This is a genomic window from Dehalogenimonas sp. W (genome assembly GCF_037094495.1).
Classification (GTDB): domain Bacteria; phylum Chloroflexota; class Dehalococcoidia; order Dehalococcoidales; family Dehalococcoidaceae; genus Dehalogenimonas; species Dehalogenimonas loeffleri.
On the sequence record NZ_CP146612.1, the window covers coordinates 1381021 to 1404841 of the forward strand.

A 23821-nucleotide genomic window follows, 5' to 3' on the forward strand; every position below is an offset into this window, starting at 1 on the left:
TTGACGGATGAAAATTAAGATTTTAGGTACCGGTTGCCCCAAGTGCAACCAATTGGAAGCGGTGACCCGTGAGGCTTTGCAGGAACTGGGTATTGATGCCGAGGTTCAGAAAGTCAAAGATATCAACGAGATAATGGCTTATCCGGTGATGATGACGCCCGCGCTGGTAATCAATGAGAAGGTGGTGCTGTCCGGCAAGGTGCCCGGTAAATCTGAGGTGGCGGCGTTATTGCAAAAAGCGGCTGCCGCATAGGCGGTTGACCGGCGGTTAAGGTTTCTCCAGGTAATCCCGGAGGCGATCCCAGTAAAAGTCATGCCAGCCCTGGGCGATGGCTTCGGCGAATTCTTCCGGGACGCCTTCCTGGGTCAGCATCAGGGTGGTGGCGCCGCGTTTCTCCTGAAGTTCAATGGTAACGAGCGATGAAACGCCCTCCGGCCAGTCCGCCGCCCGCCAGTCCTGAACGATGAGCTTACCCGGGACAATTTTGCGGAAGGTGCCGGTTATATAGCCGCCATAGGCTGAGAAACACCCGCCGGGTTTGGCGTTTATTTCGGCCCGGTCACCGGTGAAGGCGGAGTGCTGTTCACTGTCGGTCAGGGCTTGAAAAACCTTCCGTACCCCAAACTCAAAAACCGCCAACTGGACGATGGTCTTACCGCTCAACCGGCCGCTCGCAATGGGGCAGGGTCCGGCGGTGCTTCGCTCGGCAGGCGTCACACTCGTTGTAGCAGGAACAGTTAAGCTGCGGACAGGTGCAAGAGCCGGCAGAGCGACCAATGGCAGCCGTATCGCCGCTCCCCCGGGTCTCTTGCGGACACTGTCGCGGATTCATTATTAGCTTTCGGTGACCTTAATCCCTTTAATGACCGGCGGGTCAACCGGGCTGGACATTTCACCGTGGGGAGAGCGGGCGACCTGGACGGCGGCCAGCTTCTCAATGACGTCCATGCCGGCAATCACCTTGCCGAACTGGGTGTAGTTGGGCGCGCCGTTAAGGCCGCGGGAGTCAGCGCCGGTGCAGACGAAGAACTGGCTGCCGTTGGTGTTGGGGCCGGCGTTGGCCATGGCGACGATGCCAGGATCATAGGAGTGTTTCACCGGCAGTTCGTCGGCAAAACGATAGCCGGGGCCGCCGGCGCCGGTGCCGGTGGGGTCGCCTGTCTGGATCATGAAAGTCTTGATAATGCGATGGAAGATGACACCGTCGTAGAAGCCTTCACCGGCCAGAAAAACGAAGTTATTGACCGTCTTGGGGCTTTCGCCGGCCAGCAGTTCAAGAGTGAAACTGCCGAGGCTGGTTTCTATCTCTGCACGATATTTCTTAGCCGGGTCAATTTTCATCTCCGGCGGGCTGCTCCAGCGTTTGGGGGTCTGTTCTGAACTCATTTTATTCCTTTCAGTATTTTTATTAGCTCTGGTTAATCGGAAGTGATGGTGACGCTGATCATATAGGGAGGGTCAATGGGTTTGGAAAGTTCGCCGGAAGCCGAAAGCGTCACCGGCACAGCGGCGATTTTCGCCACCACGTCCATACCCTCAACCACCTTGCCGAACTGGGTGTAGGCCGGATTCTGGTTTAAACTCAGTGCATTGGCACCGGTGCAGATAAAAAACTGGCTGCCGTTGGTGTCGGGGCCGCGGTTAGCCATGGCGACGATGCCGGGATCATAAGACCGTTTGACCGGCAGTTCATCGGCGAAGGTGTAGCCGGGGCCGCCGGCGCCGGTGCCCTGGGGGTCGCCGGTTTGAATCATAAAGGGTTCCATGATGCGGTGGAAGATGATACCGTCATAAAAACCGTCTTCGGCCAGGTCAATGAAGTTCTGGACGGTATTGGGGGCATCTTCAGTAAAAAACTCAATCTTGATGGTGCCCAGATTGGTTTCAATGACGGCGTATTGTTGTTTCGGGGTTGAACTACAGCCGGCGGCAGTCAGGATAGCCAGTATCGGCAGGACTAACAGAAAGGTTTTTAAAAGTTTCATCTTACCTCTTGGTTATTGGAAATGAGCCTTAATGATACGGGAAAAGCCCCGTCATTGCCAAATCGGGGGCTATTAAAAGTGACTTTGCCGGTATATAATCTGTTCAATATCGCGGCGGAGGAATCCATGAAAATAGAAAAACCGATTTCCAGCGTCTCCATTAACTACAAGGACGGCACCAAAGAATATTTAGACGTTTACGCCGTGGTGGGCCTCTCCGGGGATACCTGGTACAGCGCCCTGATGTCACCAGCCGACGAGGAAGAAAAGGTCACCCTGAACAATCTGATGGTGGACCTGTCCGACGCCATGCTGGAAGACCTGGATAAACTGCGGGGCAAAGGCAAGCGCTAGCAGTCCGGTTTTTCATCCCGCACAGGTTGCGGCCTTACCCTGAGATACATGATGCCGGCGGTGGCCAGGCCCATGATGACCCAGGCTATCCCCATCAGCGGCTGGCCGCTGCTCCACAGGCTGATGCCTAAGCCGTCCATCAGTCCGGCGGTGATTCCGATCAACAGTGACATATTGATTTCCATTTCCGCCGCAGATGGGGCAGGGAAGGCAGCTGCTTTTGTTTAATTTTACCGGTTAATCTTATATTCGGGGAATACGGGACAGTACCCGTTTATGGCGAAATTACTACGCGAATCCGGGGTTAATCCCCTTAGTTTGGCTGGTGCTTATGTGGCCAGCCTGGCTTCCAGCTCGGCATTGGCCGGTTCCACCAGGATGGTGCCGTCCGGGAAGACGATGGTGGGGACGCTGCGGCACCCCTTGTTGAGGCGCTCCACTTCAGCGGCGGCGTTCTGATCCTCGGCCAGGTCTATCCACTTGTAGGCAACGCCTTTGGCCTCAAAAACCCGCTTGGCCCGGTGGCAGTCGGGGCACCAGGTGGTACCGTACATGATGATTTCTTTTTCAGACATTCAACACCTCTCCATAACATTATAAAACGGATTGGCGGGAACCGGTTAACGATATACAGCTCCGTGGAGCCGCACAAAGAAAAATTGGACGTGGGCAGGTTTATCATCGCTGAATCAGGCACTCATCAGCTTCGCCGTTATTTTACTCCCAGCTTATATGACATTGTTTTAAGTTTTCCGTCCGGGCTGATGTTAACCGGGATAGCGCCGGAAGGAATTTCCGAAAGCTCACCGTTATCAGTGACGGAGCGATAACCATCAGCCAGGCCGAATCCCTGGCACTTATCCGGGGTGACCATGCCGCCGGAAACTATCATTCGCATAGCGCAATCCACCGCCAGGTCCGGACGACAAATTTGGTTTTCCCTAAGCAACTGCAGGAAGCCGGATGTCGGTAGCGGGGAAGTCGGCACATAGACGACATAAATCTTCTCGCCATTTTCGTCGACCATCTCGTTGGTGATAAAAGCCAAGGCCTTCATCCCGGCACGTGGAAAGTCTACCAACACCGTTTCTTTGAAGGCGGTCCTCCTGACGCCGCCCAGCGAATCCATTACCTGCTTGGCACCTGTATAAATTTGGGAATAGAGGGGAACGCGTTCCATCCCCTGGTCCAGCCTTTTTAACATGGCTCGCCCTAGTCCATTGTGCAGAACCAGTCCGACCCCCCAGATCAAGAGCAGCGTACTCAATATACCCAGGCCCATGATTTGCTGACCGAAGATAATGGTTATGAGGGGTTGCAGGATGCCATCTATCGTGGTGAAGACCCAGATAAGAATTAATATGGAAGCCAGAATCGGAATCAGAAAGAGCATACCGGATGTAAACTCTTTTTTGATGTTTCCTGTCAGCCACCGTCCGTGTTTATTGAACATTCAGGACTACCCCCGGATAATCACCCGGCTAAACCAACCGTTATTCCCATGATCGTTCACATTCGTAGCGACCCCTAATTAGGCACCGGGGCACTAATTCAAATCGGTGTACATAAAATCGGAAGCGTCTCCACTTGAGCCAAGGATTTTGCGGTTAATCAAACCCTTCCATGCAAATCACGCCGACGAATCACTTGCACTCAAAAGTGCTGCAATCCGCCGAAAAATTGTTGAAGCAGGTGACATCAATGGCCGGTGCCTGGCATTCCAGGCTGGCGTTGAATTTACAATTGGATGCGGCGCAAGCCCCAACACCGCTTTTCAGATCCTGGAATCCACCCTTGCTGGAACCGTGCAGATACGTATGGCACTCGGCGTGCGGTCCGACATTAATCGTGGCGGTGTGGCATATTCCCTGGTCGTTGTAGGCGCATACCCCCATGTTGCACTGGGACACGGAACTCATGGAACTCTGAAGCATCTCACCCTCCTGTTCTTTTAGGAACAGAATAAAACAGCATGAGGGGTTGAGCAATACGTAAAACCCCGCAATTTAATGTGTGAAGGTACCTAAAAATCGGGGCAATTGGCTGACTTGAGTAGGCTAGTGTTTGAAATGGACGAAGATGCGGCCGAAGTTCTTGTCGTCTTTTTCCAGCCGGTGGTAGAGCTTTTTGATGTCCGGCTGGGCCAGAAAGCGCAGTACCTTTTTCTTTAACTGGCCGGAGCCTTTGCCGGGGATAATCTCTACCGGGGTGATACGTTTGGCGACGGCCTCGTTAATGACGCGATTGAGTTCGGCGTCAATAGCGGCGCCTTTGTTGAAGATATCATGCAGATCAAGGGTAATTTTAGCCATTTGGGTACTCCGAATCATTGGCAGGCAGGGGTGTTATGCCGGGTTGAAAGTGGTGGGCGGTAGTGGTCTCGAACCACTGACCTCTGCGATGTCAACGCAGTGCTCTAACCAACTGAGCTAACCGCCCCAGAGAAGCGCTAAGATTTTAGCGGAAGCGGCCTTCTATGGCAAGCGCCGCTGTAACCGCGAAGCCGGTCTCTTAGCTGAGATAATCCCGGCCGGGAGTAATAACCCGGGCCACCGCGGCTGCGGCCGCAGTCTTGATCAGGTCACCGGCCAGGAAGGGCGCGACACCCATGGCGATAACCGAGGCCAGGGTGGGCGTCTGACCGATGAAGCCGAGCCAGAGGTACAGCCAGATAACGCCGGGGATATAAATGAGCAGGACCGATGCCAGGGCCATCAGGCCGAACATCCGGGGTACGGTCCGGGAAATAACATATTTGTCAGTAATGTGGCCGATAACCAGGGCGGCCAGGATAAAACCGATGAGATAACCGAAGGTGGAGCCGAAACCGGCGACACCGCCGGTGAACCAGGGAACGCCGACAATACCCAGCCCGACATATAAAGCCATGGCCCCGCCGCCCCACCAACGCCCCAGCGTAACGCCGGCCAGCAGCACGGCGAAGGTCTGCATGGTAACGGGAACCGGGGTAAACGGCAGGAGCGAAAACTTAACCTGTGCCAGCAGACCGGTTAAAGCGGCAAAGCCGATAACCAGGGCGATTTTAGCCGGGACAGACAACGCCTGTCGGCGGCGGAATACGTCATATTTCAGCTGTTCAAATTGAGCTAACAGTTCCATGTGAGACTCCGGTAATTATTTTCTTGCGATAGTCGGTTTTTCGCTGGCCAGAAGGTTGTAGGTGCTGACCCGGCCGCAACCGGCGCAGGTGACCGAGATGGTTATCGGCTGGCTCATCACCCGCTCGGCGACATTGGTGACGATGGAGTCAATGTTATCCAGCCGTTCATCCAGAACGGCCAGTTGCTGAGCGATGTCTTCCAGCGTCGGGGCGGCTTCGCGCCGCGTTACCTGCGATTTGGATTTATCGGCCAAATTATGCTCCAAAGGGTTCAGTGTTGAACCATTATAGGTTTTGAACCAGTGAGTGTCAAAACGCCGGGTTTCACCCGAACGAGTTTTTTTAGCCCATGGCCTTCATGAGGTTGGCCATTTCAATGGCCTGAACCGCGGCGTCAAAACCCTTGTTACCCATCTTGGAACCGGAGCGCTCTATGGCCTGTTCCAGCGTATCGGCGGTGATGACGCCGAAGATTACAGGGGTGCCGGTATCCAGATTCACCGCGGCCACACCCTTGGCTACTTCGCCGGCGACGTAATCAAAATGAGGGGTACTGCCTTTGATGACGGCGCCCAGACAGACCACTCCGTCATAGCGGCCACTCTTCGCCAGTTTCTTGGCAGCCAGCGGAATTTCAAAAGCGCCGGGCACCCAGGCGAAATCAACATCGGCGTCGTTCACGCCGTGCCGGGCGAAGGCGTCTTTAGCCCCGGACAGCAGTTTGCCGGTCATGAATTCATTGAAACGTGAGACGACCACCGCGAATTTAAGCCCCTGGCCGATGAGAGAACCTTCAAAATTAGCCATTATCCACTCCTTCAGCCTTTGCGGCCGGTTTAAAAATATGTCCCATTTTATCCCGTTTGGTTTCCAGGTATCTCAGGTTATGGGGATTGGGCGGTATTTCAATCGGTATAGTTTCTACCACTTTCAGGCCGTAACCTTCAAGTCCGACGACTTTTTTGGGGTTGTTGGTCATCAGCTTAATCTGATGCAGTCCCAGGTCAGCTAGTATCTGAGCGCCGATACCGTAATCCCGGAGGTCGGCGCCGAAACCCAGCCGTTCATTGGCTTCAACCGTATCCAGCCCCTGATCCTGCAGGGCATAGGCGCTAAGCTTGTTGTGAAAGCCGATGCCGCGCCCTTCCTGGCGCATGTACAGCAGGACGCCGCGGCCGGCGGCGGCAATCTGCTTCATCGCCAGATCCAGCTGCTCACCGCAGTCGCAGCGCATGCTGCCCAGCACGTCACCGGTCAGACATTCGGAGTGAACCCGCACCAGTATCGGCTCGGTGGTATCGGTGATGTCGCCGTATACCATCGCCAGATGTTCCCCGGTTTCCAGGGCGCTCTTGAAGCCGATGGCGCTGAACTCTCCGTAGCGGGTCGGCAGCCGGGCTTCAGCCACCCGGCGGACTAATTTTTCATTGCGGCGGCGGTAGGCGATAAGGTCTTCCACGCTGCCGATTTTCAGGCCCCATTCGGCGGCCAGTTCCCGTAATTTCGGCAGCCGGGCCATGGTGCCGTCTTCATCCATGATTTCACAGATAACGCCGGAAGGGTACAAACCGGCGAGGCGGGCCAGGTCAACCGAAGTTTCAGTGTGTCCGGCGCGCACCAGCACGCCGCCGTCGCGGGCCCGAAGGGGGAAGGTGTGGCCCGGGCGCAACAGGTCTTCCGGACGGGTGGCCGGGTCAACCAGCGCCCTGACGGTTTCCGCCCGGTCAGCCGCCGAGATGCCGGTGCTGACCCGGTGCCGGGCTTCAACGGAAACGGTGAAAGCGGTGTAGTGTTTGGCGGTGTTGTCCTGTACCATCAGCGGGATATTAAGTTCATCCAGACGCTCCCCGGTGAGGGAAACACAGATCAGCCCGCGGCCGTTTTTAGCCATGAAGTTGATGACATCCGGGGTGGCTTTTTCGGCGGCGACCACCAGGTCGCCTTCGTTCTCGCGGTCTTCGTCATCAACGATGATGACCATCTTGCCGGCTTTGATGTCGGCGATAATTTCGGGTATTGGTGCCAGTGTCATGAGCGAAAAATGTCTCCTGTCAGGGGTAATAATAGTCTGTCCTTGTATAAGGACATAACTAATCATACTACATAAAGGGGGAATTTACGAAGTAAAACCGTGTTCGGCCAGGAACGACGGGGTGATGCGGCTTTCCCGTCGGGTGGTAAAACGTTCGGTGTATTTGGCGATGATATCAGCTTCCAGATTGAGCCGGTCGCCGGGTTTCCGTTCGGCGATGGTGGTGTGTTGCCGGCTGAAAGCTACCAGCGACACGGTAAAGCTTTCATCAGTGACGTTTATGGCGGTCAGGCTGAGGCCGTCTACGGCGATAAAGCCCTTATCCACCACATAACGCATCAGCTCCGCCGGGGCAGCCAGCGTCAGCAGTTCGGCGTCGCCTTCCCAGGCGATCGCCTTCACCGTACCGGTGGCATCCACATGGCCTTGCACCAGGTGCCCGCCCAGACGGGAAGACAGGGTCATGGCCCGCTCCAGATTGACCCGGTGGCCGGGCTTGAGTTCACCGAGATTGGTGCGTTTGAGGGTTTCCGGCATGACATTGACGGTGAAGAAGGGCTGCTTCATCTCTTTGACGGTCAGACAGACCCCGTTGACAGCTACTGAGTCACCGGGTTTGAGGTCGGCAAATATCACCTCTCCCTGGATGGACAGGGAGTCGCCGCTGGTGGTGGTGATGATGCCGGTTTCTTCTACGATGCCGCTGAACACTGCTGACCTATTCCTTTAAAACGTAACCGGTAATGGCGGTATCGCCGTTAAAGTGGCTGGTGCGGGTTTTCTCCAGCCGCCAGGCTTTAGCCAGGGTTTCAGCGCCGATGCCGCCGACCGGGGTCAGCGCCTGCGCCCCGCCGATAATAACGGGCGCGATAAACACAATGACCTTGTCTACCAGTCCGGCATCAAACATGCTTCCCAGCACAGCACTGCCGCCCTCCACCAAAATGCTGGTCACCTGCTGTTGTCCCAGATGTTGCAGCAGGGCCGGCAGGTCTACCCGGTTATGGCCGTCGGGCAGCTCCACCAGCTCCGCACCGGCTTTGATGTAGCTCTGGCGCTGGTCTTCCGGAATTTGGGTCCCGAAGGCGATGATAGTGCGGCCGGGTTCGCCGAAAAGACAGGCCTCCGGCGGAGTGCGGCCCACGGAATCAATTACTACCCGCAGGGGTTGTTTATGAGAGGTCCCACCGCGACCGGCGCAGCAGCGGGCGGTCAGCTTGGGATCATCAGCGATGACGGTGCCGACACCGGCCATGATGGCATCAGCATCATGGCGCAGCGAATGGGAGTAAGCCCGGGATTCATCGTTGGAAATCCACTTGGAATCGCCGGTACAGGTGGCGATTTTGCCGTCTAGGCTCATGGCGAATTTGGCGGTCACAAAGGGCAGACCGGTATTGATATATTTAAAATAGGCTTCGTTGATTTCGCGGGCGGCCTCGCGGTGCTGGCCGACGTGGACTTCAATGCCGGCCGAGACCAGCGCAGCCTTGCCCTTGCCGAAAACCACCGGATTGTCGTCAAGGGTGGCGAAATGGACTTCTTTAATGCCGGCGGTGATGATGGCGTCGGTGCAGGGCGGCGTCCGCCCCTGATGAGCGCAGGGCTCCAGAGTGACGTACATGACGGCGCCGTTGGCTGCAGCGCCGGCCTGTTTCAGGGCGACAATTTCTGCGTGGTCCTGCCCTGGCGGCTGGGTGTAGCCCTGGCCGATAATCTCGTCATTCTTGACGATAACGGCACCGACCGCGGGATTGGGACTGACTTCACCAACAGCCAGCCCGGCCAGTTTCAGCGCCTGTTCCATGTAGTCCATGATGGTGGCATTCTAGCATCGGGCGGAAAACGGCGCAAATGGCCGGAGGGGGATGCCGCGCGGCAGCGCGCCTACCACAGGTTGGCGACGGTTGAGGCACTGCGGGCCCGCAGGGTAATGGCCCCGGTAGGGCAGGCGGCGCGACAAACGCCGCACCCGTAGCACTGGCGGGGGTTGATTTGGGCGGCGGCTGAGGTATGACTGTACTCCAGGGCGCCGAAATGGCAGACGCTGAAGCAGTTGCGGCACCCGGAACAGGCCGTTTCATCAATCTCAGCGACATATTCCGCCCGGAACAACACCGGCGTTTGCAGATTAAGGCTGACGTTCAGCGCCATGCAATCGGCCCGGTCGCAGTTGCAGATGCCGCCGATAAACGGCGTCTGAAAAGTCCAGATAGTGTGGCATAAGCCGTCTTCGTCGTGTTTTTGCATATCCAGCAGGGCTTCGGCAGGCGTGAGCACCTCCAACCCGGCGGTATCCGGCCCGTGAAGAAAGGTATCGTCAAGTTCGTTCAGGATTTCCTTGATACGGCCGCCGCCGGGGGACAGACTCAGGCCGTAGCAGTAGCGGGCCTCTTTTTTACCGATGGCATGACGGCAGATGCAGGTCAGACGCACCACCGAGGTGGTCATGGCCAGGACTTCGCTGACGTCCTCCAGCGGCAGTACCTGGCCGAAATGGTGTTTTTTCTGACGGCCGGTGAGCACCGGGGTGACCATATTGCGGACAATGGCTGGCATGTCCTGGATTTTGTTCAGGTTAGCCGCGCCGTTGGTCAGTCCTTCCGGATGGCGGAAGAAATGCTCAATGTACCGGCGGCGTTTGACGTCGTTCAGCAGTTCTTCGGAGTAATTGGCGGCTTTCAGGTACCATTTTTGGCCTTCACCGTGCTGGTGACAGAATTGACACATGGCGCTACTTTAAGGGGTCAGGCCCCGGCGGGTCAAGGCGCCGGCCCGTTTTCCTTTTGCTGACTGCCGTTTAAACACCTTCGCCTGCCGGTTTGGCCGGTTCCGCGGCCGCCGGCGCGGCGGCTTTTTCGGGTACGGCGGGTGTGCCGGCGGCGTCCGCAGGTTTGGCAGCAGCCTCGGTTTCCTTCTTGCGGTGCGCTACCTCCGGGTCTACCTCGGTCCGGCTGTCGGTGACGTAGAATCCCGGCCCTTTGAATACCAGATGCGGCGCACAATAAATCCGCTGGCCTTCTGCTCCGCATTTCGGACAGGTGCCGCCGCCGGTTTCAGAAAACTTTCGCGTTACCTCAAAGCGTGACTTGCACGTCAGACAGTCATATTCATAGGTGGGCATGTATGCTTCTCCCTTATTATATGGCGGGTCGGGTGTTATACCGCCCGGATGACAGTGATACCCTGAGTCTAGCCCAGTACCGCCACCACTTCTATCTCCACCAGGGCATTTTTCGCCAGGCCCGACACCTCTACGGTGCTGCGGGCCGGCGGTTTGACGCTGAAATACTGGGCGTAGACCTCATTCATGGCGGCAAAACCCGCCAGATCAGTGATAAAGACGGTGGCCTTGACCACGTCAGCCAGCGTCCCGCCGGCGGCCTCAATGACGGCTTTAAGGTTTTCCAGCACCTGCCGGGTCTGGGCGGCGATGTCGCCGCCGACTTCACCCGTCGCCGGATTAAGCGGCAACTGGCCGGAAGTGAACAGTAAGTTTCCGGCTTTTATCGCCTGAGAATAGGGGCCGATAGCTTTGGGCGCGTGGTCGGAGTGAATTATTTCTTTGGTCATTTTAGGGCCTCGCAAGTTATTTTGATGGCCCTGATTCTAATCTACCGCCGACCCGGATAGCAACCGGTCACGGACGGCTGGTTAAATACGGATATTTATGTTTACAACCTATTGCAGAAAGAATATTGAAGTGATATACTCTTTGCAGTTGAAGAGACCTGTGAAGTGGGTTGGAATCCCACTTTTTTATTGTATTAAAAATTGAAGGGGGAGCCGTAGTAAGAGATGAAGAGCGACTTTTTGCTCGCTATCACTCAACTCTCCGCAGAGAAAAACCTCTCTAAAGAGGTAGTGCTGGCGGCAGTTGAAGCAGCCCTGGTGTCCGCTTACCGCAAGGAGAGCTTTACCCCTAATCAAAATATCCAGGCCAAAATTGACAATCAGACCGGCCGGGTAAAGGTTTGGGCTGAGAAAACGGTGGTTGAGAAAGTCACCGATCCCCGGATTGAAGTGACGCTGGCTGAGGCGGTTAAAGTCCACCCCGGCATTCAGATGGGTGAGCCGGTGCTGATTGAAGACACGCCGCATGATGCCGGGCGTATTGCCGCCCAGACGGCCAAGCAGGTTATCCTGCAGCGCCTGCACGAGGCTGAAAGCACCGCTATCGTGGATGAATATGCCGGCAAGGCCGGTGATATTGTCTCCGGTATGATCCAGCGGGCGGAACCCCGTCAGGTGGTCATTGACCTGGGGCGGGCCGAAGCGGTCATGCCGCCGAATGAACAGGTGCATACCGAACGTTATCGTCCCGGTCAGCGCCTGAAGGTGTATATGGTGGAAGTAGCCCGGACTGTCAAAGGTGCGGTCGTGGTCGTTTCACGCTCCCACCCGGGCTTGCTGCGGCGGCTGTTTGAAATGGAAATCCCGGAGATTTACTCCGGCATGGTGGAGATAAAAGGGGTGGCCCGCGAAGCCGGCGCCCGTTCCAAAGTGGCCGTGTCTGCCCGGCAGTCCGGTATTGACCCGGTGGGCTGTTGTGTCGGTTTACGCGGTATCCGCATTCAGAATATCGTCAGCGAGCTCAACGGGGAAAAGATTGACGTTATTTCTTGGAGCGCGGATCCGGCCGTCCTGATTACCAATGCCCTCAGCCCGGCGCAGGTGGTGCGGGTTATCATCAATGAAGGTGAGAAAACCGCCACCGCGGTGATCCCGGATCGCCAGCAGAGCCTGGCTATCGGCAAAGAAGGGCAGAATGTCCGCCTGGCGGTGAAACTCACCGGCTGGCGAATTGACATAAAGAGTGTTTCTCAATACGAGGCCGAACACCCCGTGGTAGTCGCGCCGCCGGTGGTGGAACCGGAACCGGTCAAGGAAGAAAAGCCGGCGCCGAAGGCTAAGGAAAAAGCCGCCGTCAAGGCGGAGGAAAAGAGCGCCGAGAAACCGGCGGCCAAGCCGCAGGAGAAGCCCGCTGAACCGCTGCCGGAGCTGGCGCCTGAGATCATGGAACCGGTGCTGAGTGTTGAACCTGAAGCGCCGGCACCCGAACCTGAACCTGTCGGTCTGAAGCTATCTTTGGATATGGCCGAACGGGTATCGGTCGGCGAGAGCAAGTCCGGCGTTCGGTTCGCTGAGGATATCCTCGGTCGGGCTGCGGAAAATGCAGAAAAGAAAAAGCGGCGCGGCGGCCGGGATTCTGATGATAGAGATAAACGTAAGAAAAAGCGCAGCGGCGGCGCCGGTGAATTTGATTTCGGAGATGATTACTAACAAAAAGGTTCCACAGCGTACCTGTGTGGTCTGCCGGCAGGTAGGGGGCAAACGGGGTTTACAGCGTTTCGTACGCACCCCGGAAGGCGGCGTGTCGCCGGACAGCACCGGCAAGGCACCGGGCCGGGGCGCCTATCTGTGCCGCGAGCCGGCCTGTCTCAACGGTGCCTTGAAGGGCAATCAACTGGAATACGTCTTAAAGGTGAGACTCGGCAGTGAAGACCGGGAGACACTGAGGGCGGCTATCGCTGAAATGTTAAAGGAGCAATCCAGTGTCTGAACAAAAACAAAACCCAGCCGATTCCGCAGACCAGACTCCGGCTCGTCCGGTGGTGGAACTGCCCGCGGCTCTGACCGTGCGTCAATTATCGGCCACCATCCGGCAGCATCCCATTGAAGTCATCAAGCAGTTGATGCGCAACGGCGTGATGGCCAACGTCAATGAGGTGATTGATTTTGAAACCGCCGCCAAACTGACGGCGGATTTCGGCATTGAAGCCAAACCGCAGCCGGTGCGGTCGGCCGCCCAGAAGAAGAAGCGCCCGGATCAGGAATATCTGAAGCACCTGCCCCTGCGCCCGCCGGTGGTGACCATCATGGGTCACGTTGACCACGGTAAGACGCGCCTGCTGGATGCCATTCGCCAGACCCACGTCATGGAAAGTGAAGCCGGCGGCATCACCCAGCATATCGGGGCTTATCAGGTGGAGGTCAAAGGCCAGAAGATAACCTTCCTGGATACCCCGGGTCATGAGGCGTTTACCGCCATGCGGGCCCGCGGTGCCCGCGCGACCGATATTACTATTCTGGTGGTGGCGGCCGATGACGGCATCATGCCGCAGACCCTGGAAGCCATTGACCATGCCCGGGCAGCCGAGGTGCCGATTATCGTGGCTGTCAACAAGATTGACAAGCCCGGCGCCAATCCTGACCGGGTCAAACAGCAGCTGGCCGACCAGGGACTGGTAATTGAAGAGTGGGGCGGCGATACCATCGCCGTCGGCACCTCCGCCAAGGACGGTATCGGTATTGATGAGCTGCTGGAGAATATTCTCCTGGTGGCGGAAATTGAAGACCTCCACGCTGACCCCGGCGCTTCAGCCACCGGTGTGGTTATTGAAGCCGAGATGGATAAAAACCGCGGCGCCATGACCACCGTGCTGATACAGAACGGGACGCTCAAAGTCGGCGATATCGTGGTCGTCGGCAATGTCTTCGGCAAGATCAAGGCCATGTTCAATGACCAGAACAAACAAATCCGCAAGGCGGAGCCGTCCACTCCGGCGGCCATCCTGGGTTTGCCCGCCGTGCCCAACGTCGGCGATACCCTCACGGTGGCTACCAACGAACGCCAGGCCAGATTACAGATCAGCGAAAGGGCCGAAAAGAAGACGGCCACCGTCACCCTGTCCAGTCTGCATGAGCAGATTGCCTCCGGCAGCGTCAAGGAACTCAACATCATTCTGAAAACCGACGTTCAGGGCAGCATTGAACCTATCCGCACCTCGCTGGAGAAGCTGACCACCGAGAAACTGTCGGTGCATATTATTCATGCCGGCACCGGCAACGTCACCGAAAACGACGTCATGCTGGCTATTGCGTCCAGTGGTCTGGTTATCGGGTTCTCTACTGGTATTGAGACCGGCGCTCAGCGTCTGGCTGACGCGGAGAAGATAGACATCCGTCAATATGACATCATTTATAACCTGGTGGAAGAGGTTGATAAAGCCCTCAAGGGCCTGCTGGAACCGGAGATTAAGGAAATCATTGAAGGCCGGGCTGAGGTTCGCGCCGTATTCTCCGCCGGCAAGAAGGTCAATGTGGCCGGTATGTACGTTCTGGAAGGCAAGGCTACCCGTGGTGCCCGGGTCCGGGTCATGCGGGGCAGCGAGGTCATAACCGAAAATCCGATGATTTCACTGCGGCGCTTCAAGGATGATGTCCGTGAAATATTGGCCGGTTTTGAAGGCGGCGTCGGGCTGGATGGCTTCAACGAATTTGCGGTCGGGGATATTCTGGAATTTGTCCGCCGGGAGAAAAGCGCTTGAGCCATCGCATGGAGCGGGTGAACCAGTTAATCCGGGAAGAACTCAGCCGGATCATGCAGCGCGAGATTCGCGACCCGCGGCTGGAGTTTCTGTCCATCAACGCCGTGGAAACGGCGGCGGACCTGGGTTTTGCCAAAGTCTTCGTCAGTCATCTGGTCACCTCGGAAAACAAGAAGGAAATCCTTCAGACCCTGACCGGGGCGGCAGGGTATTTCCGGGGCGAACTGGGCAAGGTGCTGACGCTGCGTCATGTGCCGGAGCTGGCTTTTTACTGGGATGATTCCATTGAACGGGGCGCCCGCCTGAATCGTTTGATTGAAGAGGCCAACCGGGATTCCGTTAACCCCTCCGGTGAGTAAAACCATGAGCCTCAACGGCTGGCTCAACGTAGATAAACCGGCCGGCCTGACCTCTTACGGGGTTATCGCCCGCATCAAGAAGATTACCGGCCGTTGCCGTATCGGCCACGCCGGCACGCTGGATCCGCTGGCTACCGGGGTGCTGCCCATCGCTCTGGGCCAGGCGACCCGGACGGTGGAATATCTCCATCAGCTTTCAAAAACCTACCAGGCCGATATTGAACTGGGTACGGCGACCGATACCTACGATGCCGAAGGCCGGATAACCTTTACCGCCGATGCCTCCGCGGTGACGCTGAGTCAGGTGGCCGCCGCCCTTAAGGGTTTCTCCGGCAGTATTGAACAGATTCCCCCCATGTACAGCGCCCTTAAACTCAACGGCCGTCCGTTATATGAGCTGGCGCGGCGGGGAGAGACGGCTGAGCTTAAACCGCGCGCCGTCACCATCTTCCGGTTGGACTTGCTGGAATTTACCTCCCCGGTGGTGCGGATTGAAGTGGAATGCAGCGGTGGGACCTACATCCGTTCCCTGGCTTATGACCTGGGGCAGGCGCTGGGGGTGGGCGCGCATCTGAAAAAATTACGGCGGACGGCTTACGGCTGTTTTAACATCGGGCAAGCCGTCGCGCTGGATGAACTGACTGACGTCGGGGGCGTCGCCGCCGCTTTATTGCCGCTGGACCACGGACTGGATTTACTGCCGCGGCTAATGCTGGACGCCGCTATGTCGGCGAGCCTCAGTCACGGGGTGGTGACGCCGGAACTCCGGGCGCAACTGGCCGAAGGTCAGGCTTACCGGCTGTACGCTGCCGAAGGGGTTCTGACGGCCATCGCCGACCTGACCGGGCCGGAGCTGCGGCTGAAGGTCTTCGGGGCCGCTCAGCCGGGGGAATAAAACCGGGTCAGTCCTGGATTTCCGCCGATGGTTCCTCTTCCGCCACGGTGTCGGCCTCGGTTCCCGGCCGGCAGAATTTGTAACAGGCCACGGCTTCATGCAGTTTATCGGTGGCCTTTTCCAGTGTTATCCACCAGACGCTGCGGTTCCACGGTGAGGGCGTACATAAATATTCAACCCCGTAATTACAGCCGTCCAAAAACACCTTATAACCGTCAGCAAAGCGTTTTTTCACTTCTTTCAGGTCTTTGCCTGCCGGCTTGGGGGTGTCTTTCAGCTCGGCCAGCAGCGGCGTCATTACGGTCACGGCCTTATTCAGGGCTGCTCGGGTGGCCGCTTCATCTTCACTGTTCACCGCCAGGGTGACTTCATCTATTACGGCATCAGCCTGCTGAAAGATGCGGTCAAAATTTTCAAGCCAGCCGGAGTCTTTGGTGTTTTCATTCATTGCATTATTCCTCGCCCAGAGTATAGCAAGAAAACCCTTTTAAGGACACCCGGTAATTATTTGTTTTATTATAGCTTGAAATAGCTTGACAATGAGTCCATAATCAACGATGATATGGGGCTGGAATGACAAACCAAGGAGTCAGGAAGATGGAAGCTTATTGCGTCAAATGCCGGGCTAAAAGAGAGATCAAGGACGCCAAGAAAGTCACCCTCAAGAACGGCAAGCCGGCCACTCAGGGCGTCTGCCCGACATGTGGCACAAAAGTTTTCCGCATCGGATAGTCCGGGTTCCTCCTTATTTTTCCACCGGGACTGGTTGTCGTGTGTAAACACAGGCTGTAATCCTGCGTTGGTTCAGTCGTCTGAGTTTAGCTACCGTAATTATTAGAAAGGAGTCCAAATATCTTGGGCAAAATCAATGTCGCCATTATCGGCGTGGGCAATTGTGCGTCATCATTCGTACAAGGGGTTCACTACTACAAAAAAGCTAAGGAAAACGAATTCGTACCGGGTCTGATGCATGTCAACCTGGGCGGCTATCATGTCAGTGACATAGAGTTCGTCGCTGCTTTTGACGTGGATAAAAATAAAGTCGGCAAAGACCTGGCCGAGGCTATTTATACCACTCCGAACAATACCTTTAAATTCGCGGAAGTGCCGCTGACCGGTGTTAAGGTTGAGCGCGGCATGACCCATGACGGTCTGGGCAAATACCTGTCCCAGATTATTGAAAAAGCCCCCGGTCCGACTGCCGACATCGTCGGCATCCTCAAGGAACGGAAAGTTGACGTAGTCATCAATTACCTGCCGGTCGGCAGCGAAGAAGCCACCAAATGGTATGTTGAGCAGGTGCTGGAAGCCGGTTGCGCCTTCATTAACTGCATCCCGGTATTCATTGCCCGTGAAAAATACTGGCAGGATCGCTTTATTGCCAAAGGGCTGCCCATTATCGGCGACGATATCAAGAGCCAGGTCGGCGCCACCATCGTTCACCGCGTCCTGACCCACCTGTTCCGGGAGCGCGGCGTCAAGCTGGAGCGCACCTATCAGCTCAACTTCGGCGGCAACACCGACTTCATGAACATGCTGGAGCGCGAGCGTCTGGAAAGCAAAAAGATTTCCAAGACCAACGCTGTTTCTTCCCAGTTGGATTACAAGATGAATCCCTCTGACATCCACGTCGGTCCTTCTGATTATGTGCCGTGGCTGGAAGACCGCAAGTTCTGCCACATCCGCATGGAAGGCCGCACCTTCGGTGATGTCCCGTTGAATCTGGAGTGCAAGATTGAAGTCTGGGACAGCCCCAACTCCGCCGGCGTGGTTATTGATGCCGTCCGCTGTGCCAAACTGGCCCTGGAGCGCGGCATGAAAGGTGCGCTGTTCGGGCCGTCATCCTACTTCATGAAGTCACCGCCGGAACAGTATTCAGATGCCTGCGCTCATGACGCCACCGAAAGCTTCATCGCGGAAAGTGTCGCCGAGCTTAAAAAGGGCAAAAAAGCTGATACCAAAGAGAGCTAACAGCGCTCAACCCGTAATTGATGTAATCCTGCGGGGGAGGTGCCATTGAGAATAGCGCTGGTTGCGCCCTATGATTTTGCTTATCATGGCGGGGTCGCCAATCATGTGACCGCCCTGGAGCGGCATTTGACCGCTCTGGGGCATCATGTGGTTATCATTGCCCCGGCTTCCAAACCGGTAACCGCTTTCGGTAACCGCTTCGTGCATATCGGCACCCCGCGGCCGATGCCGGCGTCCGGTTCGGTCGCCCGTATCACCATATCCGTTCGTCTGGCCAACAAAATCAAAGCCGTTCTGGCCAAAGAGCAGTTTGACATCGTGCATTTGCATGAACCGTTTATGATCATGCTGTGTTCGGCGGTGCTGCGTTATTCTCAAGCCACCAATATCGGCACCTTTCATGCCGCTGAAGGCAAGCCGGGCTATAATTTCGGCTGGCCCGTCAGCCGCTGGATACTGAATCGCCGCGCCCGCAAGCTACAGGGGCACATTGCCGTGTCCGCCGCCGCGCGGGATTATCATTCCCGCTACGTCAAGGCGGATTACAGCGTTATTCCCAACGGTATTGACCTGACGCATTTCCACCCTGATGTTGAGCCCATCGCTGAATACTGCGACGACAAGCTCAACCTGCTTTTTGTCGGTCGGCTCGAGAAGCGCAAGGGGTTGAAATACCTGATTGATGCCTTCAAGAAGGTCCATCATCATAACCCGGAAACCCGTTTGATCATCATCGGTCCCGGCACCCGGATGCGGCCGAAATTTGAAAAACAGGTCCGCGACGCTCATCTGACCGATTCGGTGGTCTTTGTGGACTGCGTCAGTTATCAGGACCTGCCGCGCTATTATAAAACGGCTGATATTTTCTGCGCTCCGGCAACCGGGCAGGAGAGCTTCGGCATCATTTTGCTGGAGGCCATGGCGGCGGGCAAGCCGGTGGTGGCTTCCCGCATTTCCGGCTATGCCGGCGTATTGACGCACGAGCAGGAAGGTCTGCTGGTTAAACCCAAAAATGCCGCTGACCTGGCCAAAGCCCTGAACCGGCTGATTGATGATCCCGCCCTCCGGGCCCAACTCGGCGCCCGGGGTCTGGAAACGGTCAAAAATTACGGCTGGGACAAGGTGGCGGTGCGTATCCTGGAATACTATCGCCTGACGCTGCTGCGTCATGGCAAAACCGTCTCCGCTGAAGATACCCAGCCCCAAACCCTGACAATAGTATAGATAAGGAATCCGGCTGTTGAGCTTAAATGATTTTCGCCGCTCCATCGGCGGTAAAATGACCCGCGGTTTGTCCGGTCTGTTGGCCCGCAGCGGTCTCAGTCCCAACGCCGTGACCGTCATCGGCTTTTTAATCACCGTAGCCGCCGCTTATATCATTGCTGAAGGTAATCTGTTGGCCGGCGGGCTGGTGGTGCTTTTTGCCGGCTTTTTTGACATGCTGGACGGGGCCCTGGCCCGGGCGACCAACCGGGTCACCAAATTCGGCGCCATTCTGGACGCCACCCTGGACCGGTTGTCTGAGGCGGCGCTTTTCCTGGGTATTCTGGTTTATTTCGCGCCGGACGGTAATACCGCGCCCATCCTGCTGACCGGGGCCACCATGGCCGGTGCGCTCACCGTCAGTTATTTGCGGGCGCGCACTGAAGCCACCGGCCTTGAGGGCAAGGCCGGCTGGTTCACCCGGCCGGAGCGCGTCATCGTGCTGACGGCGGGCCTGTTGACCGGCTGGCTGATTGCCGCGCTGGCCGTTATCTGTATTATGAGCTACATCACCGTCGGGCAGCGCCTGGCGGGGGCTTATCGCCAACTGGGCGGTAAATGACAGACCGCCCTGATTCTGATAAAATGCTTCTTTGGCTTTTTCAACGGCGAGTATTCGCCGTCAGCCAATAAAACCGGGGGAGATTTCAATGCCAGTAACGGTTATAGTCGGTGCCCAGTGGGGCGATGAAGGCAAGGGCAAGGTCATTGACATGCTGGCCGAACGGGCGGACGCCGTGGTGCGTTTTTCCGGCGGCGATAATGCCGGCCATACGGTCATGAATCCGGGCGGCACCTTCAAACTGCATCTGGTGCCCTCCGGCGTTTTTTATCCGGATTGCACCTGTGTTATCGGCAACGGCGTGGTGGTCAACCCGGAGATCTTTGTCAGTGAACGCCAGATGCTTAACAGCCGGAACGTCAGCACTGATAATGTCTTTATCAGCGACCGCGCACACCTGGTGATGCCTTACCATTTGCAGCTGGACGCCCTGGAAGAAGCCGCCCGCGGCAATAAGTCACTGGGCACCACCCTGCGCGGCATCGGCCCGGCTTTTGCCGACAAGGTCGCCCGGATGGGTATCCGCGCCGGCGATCTGCTGGATGCCGACGTACTGCGCACCCGGCTGGAATATGTCCTGGAATACAAAAACAAGATTCTGACCAAACTGTACGGCGAAGCGCCTATTGATATTGAAAAACTCTATGACCTGTCCTGCTCTTACGCGGAGCAGTTGAGGGCTAATATCCGGGAAACCTCCTCACTGCTTAACGACATGGTGGACGACGGCAAGGCGGTTATTCTGGAGGGCGCTCAGGGGGCGTTGCTGGATACTGATTTCGGCACCTATCCTTACGCCACTTCTTCTTCGCCCCTCTCAGCCGGCGGTTGTCTGGGGGCCGGTATTGGCCCCACCCGCATTGACCAGGTGTTGGGCGTCTTCAAGGCCTATTGCTCCCGCGTCGGCGCCGGACCGTTTCCCACCGAACTGGTGGACGCCGTCGGCGACCGCATCCGGGACCTCGGTCATGAGTACGGCACCACCACCGGACGGCCGCGGCGCATCGGCTGGTTTGACGGCGTGGCGGCGCGCTTCAGCGCCCGCATCAACGGCATGACCGATATGGCCGTGACCCGGCTGGATATTCTGGATTCCTTTGATGAAGTTAAGGTCTGCACCGCCTATCGGCTCAACGGCGACACCCTGACTGATTTCCCGGCGGAACCGGGTTTGCTGAATAAGTGTTCCCCGGTTTATGAGACGCTGCCCGGCTGGAAGCAGACCACCACCGGCATCACCCGGCTGGATAAGCTGCCGAAGGAAGCCCGGTCATTCATCAACCGGCTGGAAGAGCTGTCCGGCTGTCCGGCGGCTTACGTTTGTATCGGCCCGGTGCGGGATCAGACCATAGAACTGCGGGCGCTGCTTTAAGGTTTAGCCGGCTCCCGCAGCATCAGGTGCATCTTAACGTCGGTACCCGGTATGGCCTCGGTTTGTAATAATCGGAAGCCCCAGCGGCCGTACATGGCGGCATTTCGCTCATTCTGAGTTTCCACAAAGGCCGGCATTTTTCCCCGGTCCAGGCGCTCCAGCATCGGCCGCACCAGGCGTCCGGCATGCCCCGCCCCCTGATATTCCGGCGCCACCGCCAGCAGCGCCAGGTATATATGCCGTTTCGGCACCAGTTTCTGACGGACACGGGAAAAACGGGCATCCATCCGGGTTTCCCGGAATAGTGAGCGCCAGCCCAGGCGCAGCGGCAGAACAGGCCAGCCGGCCCGGAACTGGGTGAAGAGAGAATCGTTAGCGTCAGGCCCCACCCAGATCACCACCCCCTCACAAGCCGGCGAGGTGACATAAGCCTCATACCCGGATGACAGCAATGACAGCCGCAGGTAATACTCAAAAGAAAAGTTCAGATTCTCCCGCTTGTCCGCATCCGGCACCAGGTAGGCCGTGGTCGGGTCATCGGCGAAGGCTTGAGCGCAGGTCACCGATGCCGCTTTAACCAGTTCCCCACTGAGCGGCAGGAGGCCTTCCGCCGGCGACAGCGTCACGTTAATGCCCACCCGGCCGACTTATCAGCCCAGCGGCAGATCAATGTCATAGCGTTTGAGTGTTTCCCTTATGAGGGCGGCGGATTTCTCGTCCGGCTCGGTCAGCGGCAGCCGCGGTGCGCCCACCCGGAAGCCGATGTAATTCAGGGCATACTTGATAGGCATCGGGTTGGCCACCACAAACAGGTTGTTGAATATCGGCGTCAGGTGCCGGTGGATGGCCGCCGCCTCTTCCAGATTGCCGGCGCTGAAGCTGTCCATCATCTTCTTAATTTGCAGGCCCACCAGGTGAGAGGCCACGCTGATGACGCCGTGCGCCCCGATGGCCATCATCGGCAGGATGTCGGAATCGTTGCCGCTCCAGATGGTAAAATCCGTCCGGATTTTGCGGGTTTCATCAATAATCCGGGCAATCTCCCCCAGGTTGCCGCTGGCTTCCTTGGTGCCGGCGATATTGGGGATCGCCGCCAGGCGGATGGTGGTGTCGGCGGACAGCGAGGTGACGGTACGGCCTGGTACGTTGTACAGGATAATCGGCAGGCTGGTCGCCTCGGCGACGGCTTTGAAATGGCGGTACAGCCCTTCCTGAGTCGGCTTATTGTAATAGGGCACCACCAGCAGTGCGGCATCCACGCCCAGCTTCTCCGCCTTGATGGTGTTTTCCACCGCTTCGGCGGTGGAGTTGGAGCCGGTGCCGGCAATGACCCTTGCCCCGTCGCCCACGGCTTCTTTAACCGCCATGAACAGCTCGTGCTCTTCCTCCCAGGTAACCGTGGGTGATTCACCGGTGGTGCCGGCCACCACGATGCCGTCTGAGCCGGAGGCCACCAGCCCGCGGGCCAGTTTGCGGGTCTGGTCAAAATCAATGCTGCCGTCGTCCTTGAACGGCGTCACCATGGCGGTAATCAGGCGTCCCAGTTCTTTCATTATTTACCTCCCAGCCAGCCGCGCAGCCGCATTTCTTCGGCAATCTGCACCGCATTGAGCGCTGCGCCCTTGCGGACATTATCGGCCACCACCCACATGGTCAGCCCCTTGGGGTGAGAACAGTCCTGGCGGATCCGGCCGACCCAGGTTTCATCGGTGCCGGCGGCCATCCACGGGTGAGGATAAAGACTGACCGTCGGGTCGTCCAGTACCCGTACCCCCGGGGCTTTAGCTAAAATATTGCGGGCCTCATCAGCCGAAATCGGCCGGTCAAATTCTATATTCAGGGCCTCGCTGTGGCCGATAAATACCGGTACCCGGACGCAGGTGGCCGACAGCGGCAGGTTCGGCAGGTGCATAATCTTGCGGGTTTCCACCAGCATCTTCCACTCTTCCTTGGTGTAGCCGGAATCCATGAAGATATCAATCTCCGGCAGCAGATTAAAGGCAATCTGGTGCGGATAGACGTGCGGCGTTACCGGCTGGCCTTCCAGGACGGTGCGGGTCTGCTCGGACAGCGCGTCAATGGCCGGGGTGCCGGTGCCGGACACCGCCTGATAGGTGCTGACCACCACCCGTTTAATGGGATTGAACTGGTGCAGCGGGTTCAGCACCACCACCATCTGAATGGTGGAGCAGTTCGGGTTGGCGATGATGCCGTGGTGGTTGCGGGCATCTTCAATATTGACCTCCGGGACCACCAGCGGTACGCCGTTATCCATCCGGAAAGCGGCGCTGTTATCAATGACCACGGCACCTTTTTTGGCGGCAATGGGCGAAAAATGGCGGCTGATATCGGCCCCGGCGGAAAAGAGCGACAGGTCAATATCCTCAAAACTGTCGGGGGTGGTCTCCCGGACTTCAATCTGCCGGCCGTTATAGTTCAGTTTCCGGCCGGCGCTGCGGTCGGAAGCCAGCAGTTCCAGGTGGTCTACCGGGAAATGCCGCTGCTGCAGTATTTTAATGAACTCCTGGCCGACCAGTCCGGTGGCTCCCACGATGGCAACTCTGAGACCCTTCAC

33 protein-coding genes and 1 tRNA gene are annotated in these 23821 nt (G+C 57.3%); 12 read left to right on the forward strand and 22 right to left on the reverse strand.

All coding sequences use genetic code 11. The features are described 5' to 3' along the window. Positions 1 to 7 precede the first annotated feature (7 nt). Positions 8 to 253, forward strand: a complete 246-nt coding sequence (locus V8247_RS07170; protein ID WP_338737167.1) for a thioredoxin family protein — start codon at positions 8 to 10, stop codon at positions 251 to 253. 15 nt (positions 254 to 268) lie between these two features. On the opposite strand, the gene V8247_RS07175 is transcribed toward V8247_RS07170, so the two are convergent. The 3 genes from V8247_RS07175 to V8247_RS07185 form a co-directional block, all read right to left on the reverse strand. Beyond that, positions 269 to 664 carry an SRPBCC domain-containing protein gene (locus V8247_RS07175; protein WP_338737168.1) on the reverse strand — a complete coding sequence of 132 codons (396 nt, stop codon included), beginning with the start codon at positions 662 to 664 and terminating at the stop codon, positions 269 to 271. Between the two features lie 171 nt (positions 665 to 835). After that, positions 836 to 1387, reverse strand: coding sequence for a peptidylprolyl isomerase (locus tag V8247_RS07180; RefSeq protein ID WP_338737169.1), 552 nt, complete (start codon positions 1385 to 1387; stop codon positions 836 to 838). A gap of 32 nt (positions 1388 to 1419) precedes the next feature. Then, positions 1420 to 1986 carry a peptidylprolyl isomerase gene (locus tag V8247_RS07185; RefSeq protein ID WP_338737170.1) on the reverse strand — a complete coding sequence of 189 codons (567 nt, stop codon included), beginning with the start codon at positions 1984 to 1986 and terminating at the stop codon, positions 1420 to 1422. Positions 1987 to 2112: 126 nt separating this feature from the next. Here V8247_RS07185 and V8247_RS07190 point away from each other — a divergent pair, with 126 nt between their 5' ends. Beyond that, the gene (locus tag V8247_RS07190; RefSeq protein ID WP_338737171.1) at positions 2113 to 2340 is read left to right on the forward strand and encodes a hypothetical protein; all 228 of its coding nucleotides are present in this window, start codon (positions 2113 to 2115) and stop codon (positions 2338 to 2340) included. Here V8247_RS07190 and V8247_RS07195 read toward each other — a convergent pair. The 15 genes from V8247_RS07195 to V8247_RS07265 form a co-directional block, all read right to left on the reverse strand. Next, a complete protein-coding gene (locus V8247_RS07195; RefSeq protein ID WP_338737172.1) occupies positions 2337 to 2525 on the reverse strand; it encodes a hypothetical protein in 189 nt (62 codons plus the stop codon). The two genes, V8247_RS07190 and V8247_RS07195, sit on opposite strands and share 4 nt — an antisense overlap. A gap of 144 nt (positions 2526 to 2669) precedes the next feature. Then, complete coding sequence (locus tag V8247_RS07200; protein WP_338737173.1) at positions 2670 to 2915, reverse strand: glutaredoxin domain-containing protein; 246 nt, start codon at positions 2913 to 2915, stop codon at positions 2670 to 2672. Positions 2916 to 3052: 137 nt separating this feature from the next. Further along, a complete protein-coding gene (locus V8247_RS07205) occupies positions 3053 to 3793 on the reverse strand; it encodes a DUF502 domain-containing protein (RefSeq protein WP_338737174.1) in 741 nt (246 codons plus the stop codon). 190 nt (positions 3794 to 3983) lie between these two features. Further along, on the reverse strand, positions 3984 to 4274 hold the full coding sequence (locus V8247_RS07210; RefSeq protein ID WP_338737175.1) for a DUF1540 domain-containing protein: 291 nt from the start codon (positions 4272 to 4274) through the stop codon (positions 3984 to 3986). A gap of 123 nt (positions 4275 to 4397) precedes the next feature. Continuing rightward, positions 4398 to 4652, reverse strand: coding sequence for a Smr/MutS family protein (locus tag V8247_RS07215; protein WP_338737176.1), 255 nt, complete (start codon positions 4650 to 4652; stop codon positions 4398 to 4400). Between the two features lie 50 nt (positions 4653 to 4702). Continuing rightward, positions 4703 to 4779 (reverse strand) — tRNA-Val (locus V8247_RS07220). Between the two features lie 72 nt (positions 4780 to 4851). Next, the gene (locus V8247_RS07225) at positions 4852 to 5460 is read right to left on the reverse strand and encodes a biotin transporter BioY (protein ID WP_338737177.1); all 609 of its coding nucleotides are present in this window, start codon (positions 5458 to 5460) and stop codon (positions 4852 to 4854) included. Positions 5461 to 5475: 15 nt separating this feature from the next. After that, positions 5476 to 5715, reverse strand: coding sequence for a hypothetical protein (locus tag V8247_RS07230; protein WP_338737178.1), 240 nt, complete (start codon positions 5713 to 5715; stop codon positions 5476 to 5478). 88 nt (positions 5716 to 5803) lie between these two features. Continuing rightward, on the reverse strand, positions 5804 to 6268 hold the full coding sequence (gene ribE / locus V8247_RS07235) for a 6,7-dimethyl-8-ribityllumazine synthase (protein WP_375340861.1): 465 nt from the start codon (positions 6266 to 6268) through the stop codon (positions 5804 to 5806). Continuing rightward, positions 6261 to 7493, reverse strand: coding sequence for a bifunctional 3,4-dihydroxy-2-butanone-4-phosphate synthase/GTP cyclohydrolase II (locus tag V8247_RS07240; RefSeq protein ID WP_338737179.1), 1233 nt, complete (start codon positions 7491 to 7493; stop codon positions 6261 to 6263). The genes ribE and V8247_RS07240 overlap by 8 nt, the downstream gene beginning before the upstream one ends. 84 nt (positions 7494 to 7577) lie before the next feature. Further along, positions 7578 to 8204, reverse strand: coding sequence for a riboflavin synthase (locus V8247_RS07245; RefSeq protein WP_338737180.1), 627 nt, complete (start codon positions 8202 to 8204; stop codon positions 7578 to 7580). 7 nt (positions 8205 to 8211) lie between these two features. Then, positions 8212 to 9309: a bifunctional diaminohydroxyphosphoribosylaminopyrimidine deaminase/5-amino-6-(5-phosphoribosylamino)uracil reductase RibD gene (gene ribD, locus V8247_RS07250; protein WP_338737181.1), complete on the reverse strand. Its 1098-nt coding sequence runs from the start codon at positions 9307 to 9309 to the stop codon at positions 8212 to 8214. Positions 9310 to 9380: 71 nt separating this feature from the next. Continuing rightward, the gene (locus V8247_RS07255) at positions 9381 to 10223 is read right to left on the reverse strand and encodes a 4Fe-4S binding protein (protein ID WP_338737182.1); all 843 of its coding nucleotides are present in this window, start codon (positions 10221 to 10223) and stop codon (positions 9381 to 9383) included. Between the two features lie 70 nt (positions 10224 to 10293). Further along, positions 10294 to 10617, reverse strand: a complete 324-nt coding sequence (locus tag V8247_RS07260) for an FmdB family zinc ribbon protein (protein WP_338737183.1) — start codon at positions 10615 to 10617, stop codon at positions 10294 to 10296. A 68-nt stretch (positions 10618 to 10685) separates the two neighbouring features. Further along, complete coding sequence (locus V8247_RS07265; protein ID WP_338737184.1) at positions 10686 to 11066, reverse strand: RidA family protein; 381 nt, start codon at positions 11064 to 11066, stop codon at positions 10686 to 10688. A 225-nt stretch (positions 11067 to 11291) separates the two neighbouring features. On the opposite strand from V8247_RS07265, the gene nusA reads away from it, so the two are divergent. From nusA to truB, 5 genes are read left to right on the forward strand one after another with little or no spacing between them, the layout of a single operon-like run. Further along, a complete protein-coding gene (gene nusA / locus V8247_RS07270) occupies positions 11292 to 12776 on the forward strand; it encodes a transcription termination factor NusA (protein WP_338737185.1) in 1485 nt (494 codons plus the stop codon). After that, positions 12748 to 13056: an RNase P modulator RnpM gene (gene rnpM, locus V8247_RS07275; protein ID WP_338737187.1), complete on the forward strand. Its 309-nt coding sequence runs from the start codon at positions 12748 to 12750 to the stop codon at positions 13054 to 13056. The genes nusA and rnpM overlap by 29 nt, the downstream gene beginning before the upstream one ends. Next, positions 13049 to 14824, forward strand: coding sequence for a translation initiation factor IF-2 (infB, locus tag V8247_RS07280; RefSeq protein WP_338737188.1), 1776 nt, complete (start codon positions 13049 to 13051; stop codon positions 14822 to 14824). Before rnpM ends, infB begins: the two co-directional genes overlap by 8 nt. Beyond that, positions 14821 to 15183 (forward strand): 30S ribosome-binding factor RbfA, encoded by a 363-nt coding sequence (gene rbfA / locus V8247_RS07285; protein ID WP_338737189.1) that lies wholly within the window; start codon positions 14821 to 14823, stop codon positions 15181 to 15183. The genes infB and rbfA overlap by 4 nt, the downstream gene beginning before the upstream one ends. Positions 15184 to 15187: 4 nt before the next feature. Further along, complete coding sequence (gene truB / locus V8247_RS07290) at positions 15188 to 16078, forward strand: tRNA pseudouridine(55) synthase TruB (protein ID WP_338737190.1); 891 nt, start codon at positions 15188 to 15190, stop codon at positions 16076 to 16078. 7 nt (positions 16079 to 16085) lie between these two features. On the opposite strand, the gene V8247_RS07295 is transcribed toward truB, so the two are convergent. Then, complete coding sequence (locus V8247_RS07295) at positions 16086 to 16526, reverse strand: hypothetical protein (protein ID WP_338737191.1); 441 nt, start codon at positions 16524 to 16526, stop codon at positions 16086 to 16088. Positions 16527 to 16675: 149 nt separating this feature from the next. On the opposite strand from V8247_RS07295, the gene V8247_RS07300 reads away from it, so the two are divergent. The 5 genes from V8247_RS07300 to V8247_RS07320 all read left to right on the forward strand — a co-directional run bounded on the left by V8247_RS07300 (position 16676) and on the right by V8247_RS07320 (position 21246). Beyond that, complete coding sequence (locus V8247_RS07300; protein WP_338739350.1) at positions 16676 to 16810, forward strand: DUF5679 domain-containing protein; 135 nt, start codon at positions 16676 to 16678, stop codon at positions 16808 to 16810. A 123-nt stretch (positions 16811 to 16933) separates the two neighbouring features. Continuing rightward, positions 16934 to 18049, forward strand: a complete 1116-nt coding sequence (locus V8247_RS07305; protein ID WP_338737192.1) for an inositol-3-phosphate synthase — start codon at positions 16934 to 16936, stop codon at positions 18047 to 18049. A gap of 39 nt (positions 18050 to 18088) precedes the next feature. Next, positions 18089 to 19273 carry a glycosyltransferase family 4 protein gene (locus V8247_RS07310; RefSeq protein WP_375340862.1) on the forward strand — a complete coding sequence of 395 codons (1185 nt, stop codon included), beginning with the start codon at positions 18089 to 18091 and terminating at the stop codon, positions 19271 to 19273. Positions 19274 to 19289: 16 nt separating this feature from the next. Next, complete coding sequence (locus V8247_RS07315) at positions 19290 to 19874, forward strand: CDP-alcohol phosphatidyltransferase family protein (RefSeq protein ID WP_338737194.1); 585 nt, start codon at positions 19290 to 19292, stop codon at positions 19872 to 19874. Between the two features lie 88 nt (positions 19875 to 19962). Next, entirely contained in the window at positions 19963 to 21246 is a 1284-nt protein-coding gene (locus V8247_RS07320; RefSeq protein WP_338737195.1) for an adenylosuccinate synthase, read from the forward strand. On the opposite strand, the gene V8247_RS07325 is transcribed toward V8247_RS07320, so the two are convergent. Genes V8247_RS07325 through V8247_RS07335 form a run of 3 tightly spaced genes read right to left on the reverse strand, consistent with a single transcriptional unit; the run spans position 21243 to position 23821 of the window. After that, positions 21243 to 21884 (reverse strand): GNAT family N-acetyltransferase, encoded by a 642-nt coding sequence (locus V8247_RS07325; RefSeq protein ID WP_338737196.1) that lies wholly within the window; start codon positions 21882 to 21884, stop codon positions 21243 to 21245. The genes V8247_RS07320 and V8247_RS07325 overlap by 4 nt on opposite strands. Before the next feature lie 12 nt (positions 21885 to 21896). Beyond that, on the reverse strand, positions 21897 to 22799 hold the full coding sequence (gene dapA, locus V8247_RS07330; protein ID WP_338737198.1) for a 4-hydroxy-tetrahydrodipicolinate synthase: 903 nt from the start codon (positions 22797 to 22799) through the stop codon (positions 21897 to 21899). Further along, on the reverse strand, positions 22799 to 23821 hold the full coding sequence (locus V8247_RS07335) for an aspartate-semialdehyde dehydrogenase (protein ID WP_338737199.1): 1023 nt from the start codon (positions 23819 to 23821) through the stop codon (positions 22799 to 22801). The genes dapA and V8247_RS07335 overlap by 1 nt, the downstream gene beginning before the upstream one ends.

Excerpts from the sequence above, each read along its gene's own strand:
- V8247_RS07255 (WP_338737182.1), bottom strand. The coding sequence starts at position 10,223 with ATGTGTCAATTCTGTCACCAGCACGGTGAAGGCCAAAAATGGTACCTG.
- V8247_RS07185 (WP_338737170.1), bottom strand. The coding sequence starts at position 1,986 with ATGAAACTTTTAAAAACCTTTCTGTTAGTCCTGCCGATACTGGCTATC.
- V8247_RS07195 (WP_338737172.1), bottom strand. The coding sequence starts at position 2,525 with ATGGAAATCAATATGTCACTGTTGATCGGAATCACCGCCGGACTGATG.
- V8247_RS07320 (WP_338737195.1), top strand. The coding sequence starts at position 19,963 with ATGCCAGTAACGGTTATAGTCGGTGCCCAGTGGGGCGATGAAGGCAAG.
- V8247_RS07190 (WP_338737171.1), top strand. The coding sequence starts at position 2,113 with ATGAAAATAGAAAAACCGATTTCCAGCGTCTCCATTAACTACAAGGAC.
- V8247_RS07240 (WP_338737179.1), bottom strand. The coding sequence starts at position 7,493 with ATGACACTGGCACCAATACCCGAAATTATCGCCGACATCAAAGCCGGC.
- V8247_RS07260 (WP_338737183.1), bottom strand. The coding sequence starts at position 10,617 with ATGCCCACCTATGAATATGACTGTCTGACGTGCAAGTCACGCTTTGAG.
- V8247_RS07225 (WP_338737177.1), bottom strand. The coding sequence starts at position 5,460 with ATGGAACTGTTAGCTCAATTTGAACAGCTGAAATATGACGTATTCCGC.
- V8247_RS07265 (WP_338737184.1), bottom strand. The coding sequence starts at position 11,066 with ATGACCAAAGAAATAATTCACTCCGACCACGCGCCCAAAGCTATCGGC.
- nusA (WP_338737185.1), top strand. The coding sequence starts at position 11,292 with ATGAAGAGCGACTTTTTGCTCGCTATCACTCAACTCTCCGCAGAGAAA.
- ribE (WP_375340861.1), bottom strand. The coding sequence starts at position 6,268 with ATGGCTAATTTTGAAGGTTCTCTCATCGGCCAGGGGCTTAAATTCGCG.
- V8247_RS07215 (WP_338737176.1), bottom strand. The coding sequence starts at position 4,652 with ATGGCTAAAATTACCCTTGATCTGCATGATATCTTCAACAAAGGCGCC.
- V8247_RS07300 (WP_338739350.1), top strand. The coding sequence starts at position 16,676 with ATGGAAGCTTATTGCGTCAAATGCCGGGCTAAAAGAGAGATCAAGGAC.
- V8247_RS07210 (WP_338737175.1), bottom strand. The coding sequence starts at position 4,274 with ATGCTTCAGAGTTCCATGAGTTCCGTGTCCCAGTGCAACATGGGGGTA.
- ribD (WP_338737181.1), bottom strand. The coding sequence starts at position 9,309 with ATGGACTACATGGAACAGGCGCTGAAACTGGCCGGGCTGGCTGTTGGT.
- V8247_RS07295 (WP_338737191.1), bottom strand. The coding sequence starts at position 16,526 with ATGAATGAAAACACCAAAGACTCCGGCTGGCTTGAAAATTTTGACCGC.
- dapA (WP_338737198.1), bottom strand. The coding sequence starts at position 22,799 with ATGAAAGAACTGGGACGCCTGATTACCGCCATGGTGACGCCGTTCAAG.
- V8247_RS07180 (WP_338737169.1), bottom strand. The coding sequence starts at position 1,387 with ATGAGTTCAGAACAGACCCCCAAACGCTGGAGCAGCCCGCCGGAGATG.
- V8247_RS07170 (WP_338737167.1), top strand. The coding sequence starts at position 8 with ATGAAAATTAAGATTTTAGGTACCGGTTGCCCCAAGTGCAACCAATTG.
- truB (WP_338737190.1), top strand. The coding sequence starts at position 15,188 with ATGAGCCTCAACGGCTGGCTCAACGTAGATAAACCGGCCGGCCTGACC.
- V8247_RS07200 (WP_338737173.1), bottom strand. The coding sequence starts at position 2,915 with ATGTCTGAAAAAGAAATCATCATGTACGGTACCACCTGGTGCCCCGAC.
- V8247_RS07205 (WP_338737174.1), bottom strand. The coding sequence starts at position 3,793 with ATGTTCAATAAACACGGACGGTGGCTGACAGGAAACATCAAAAAAGAG.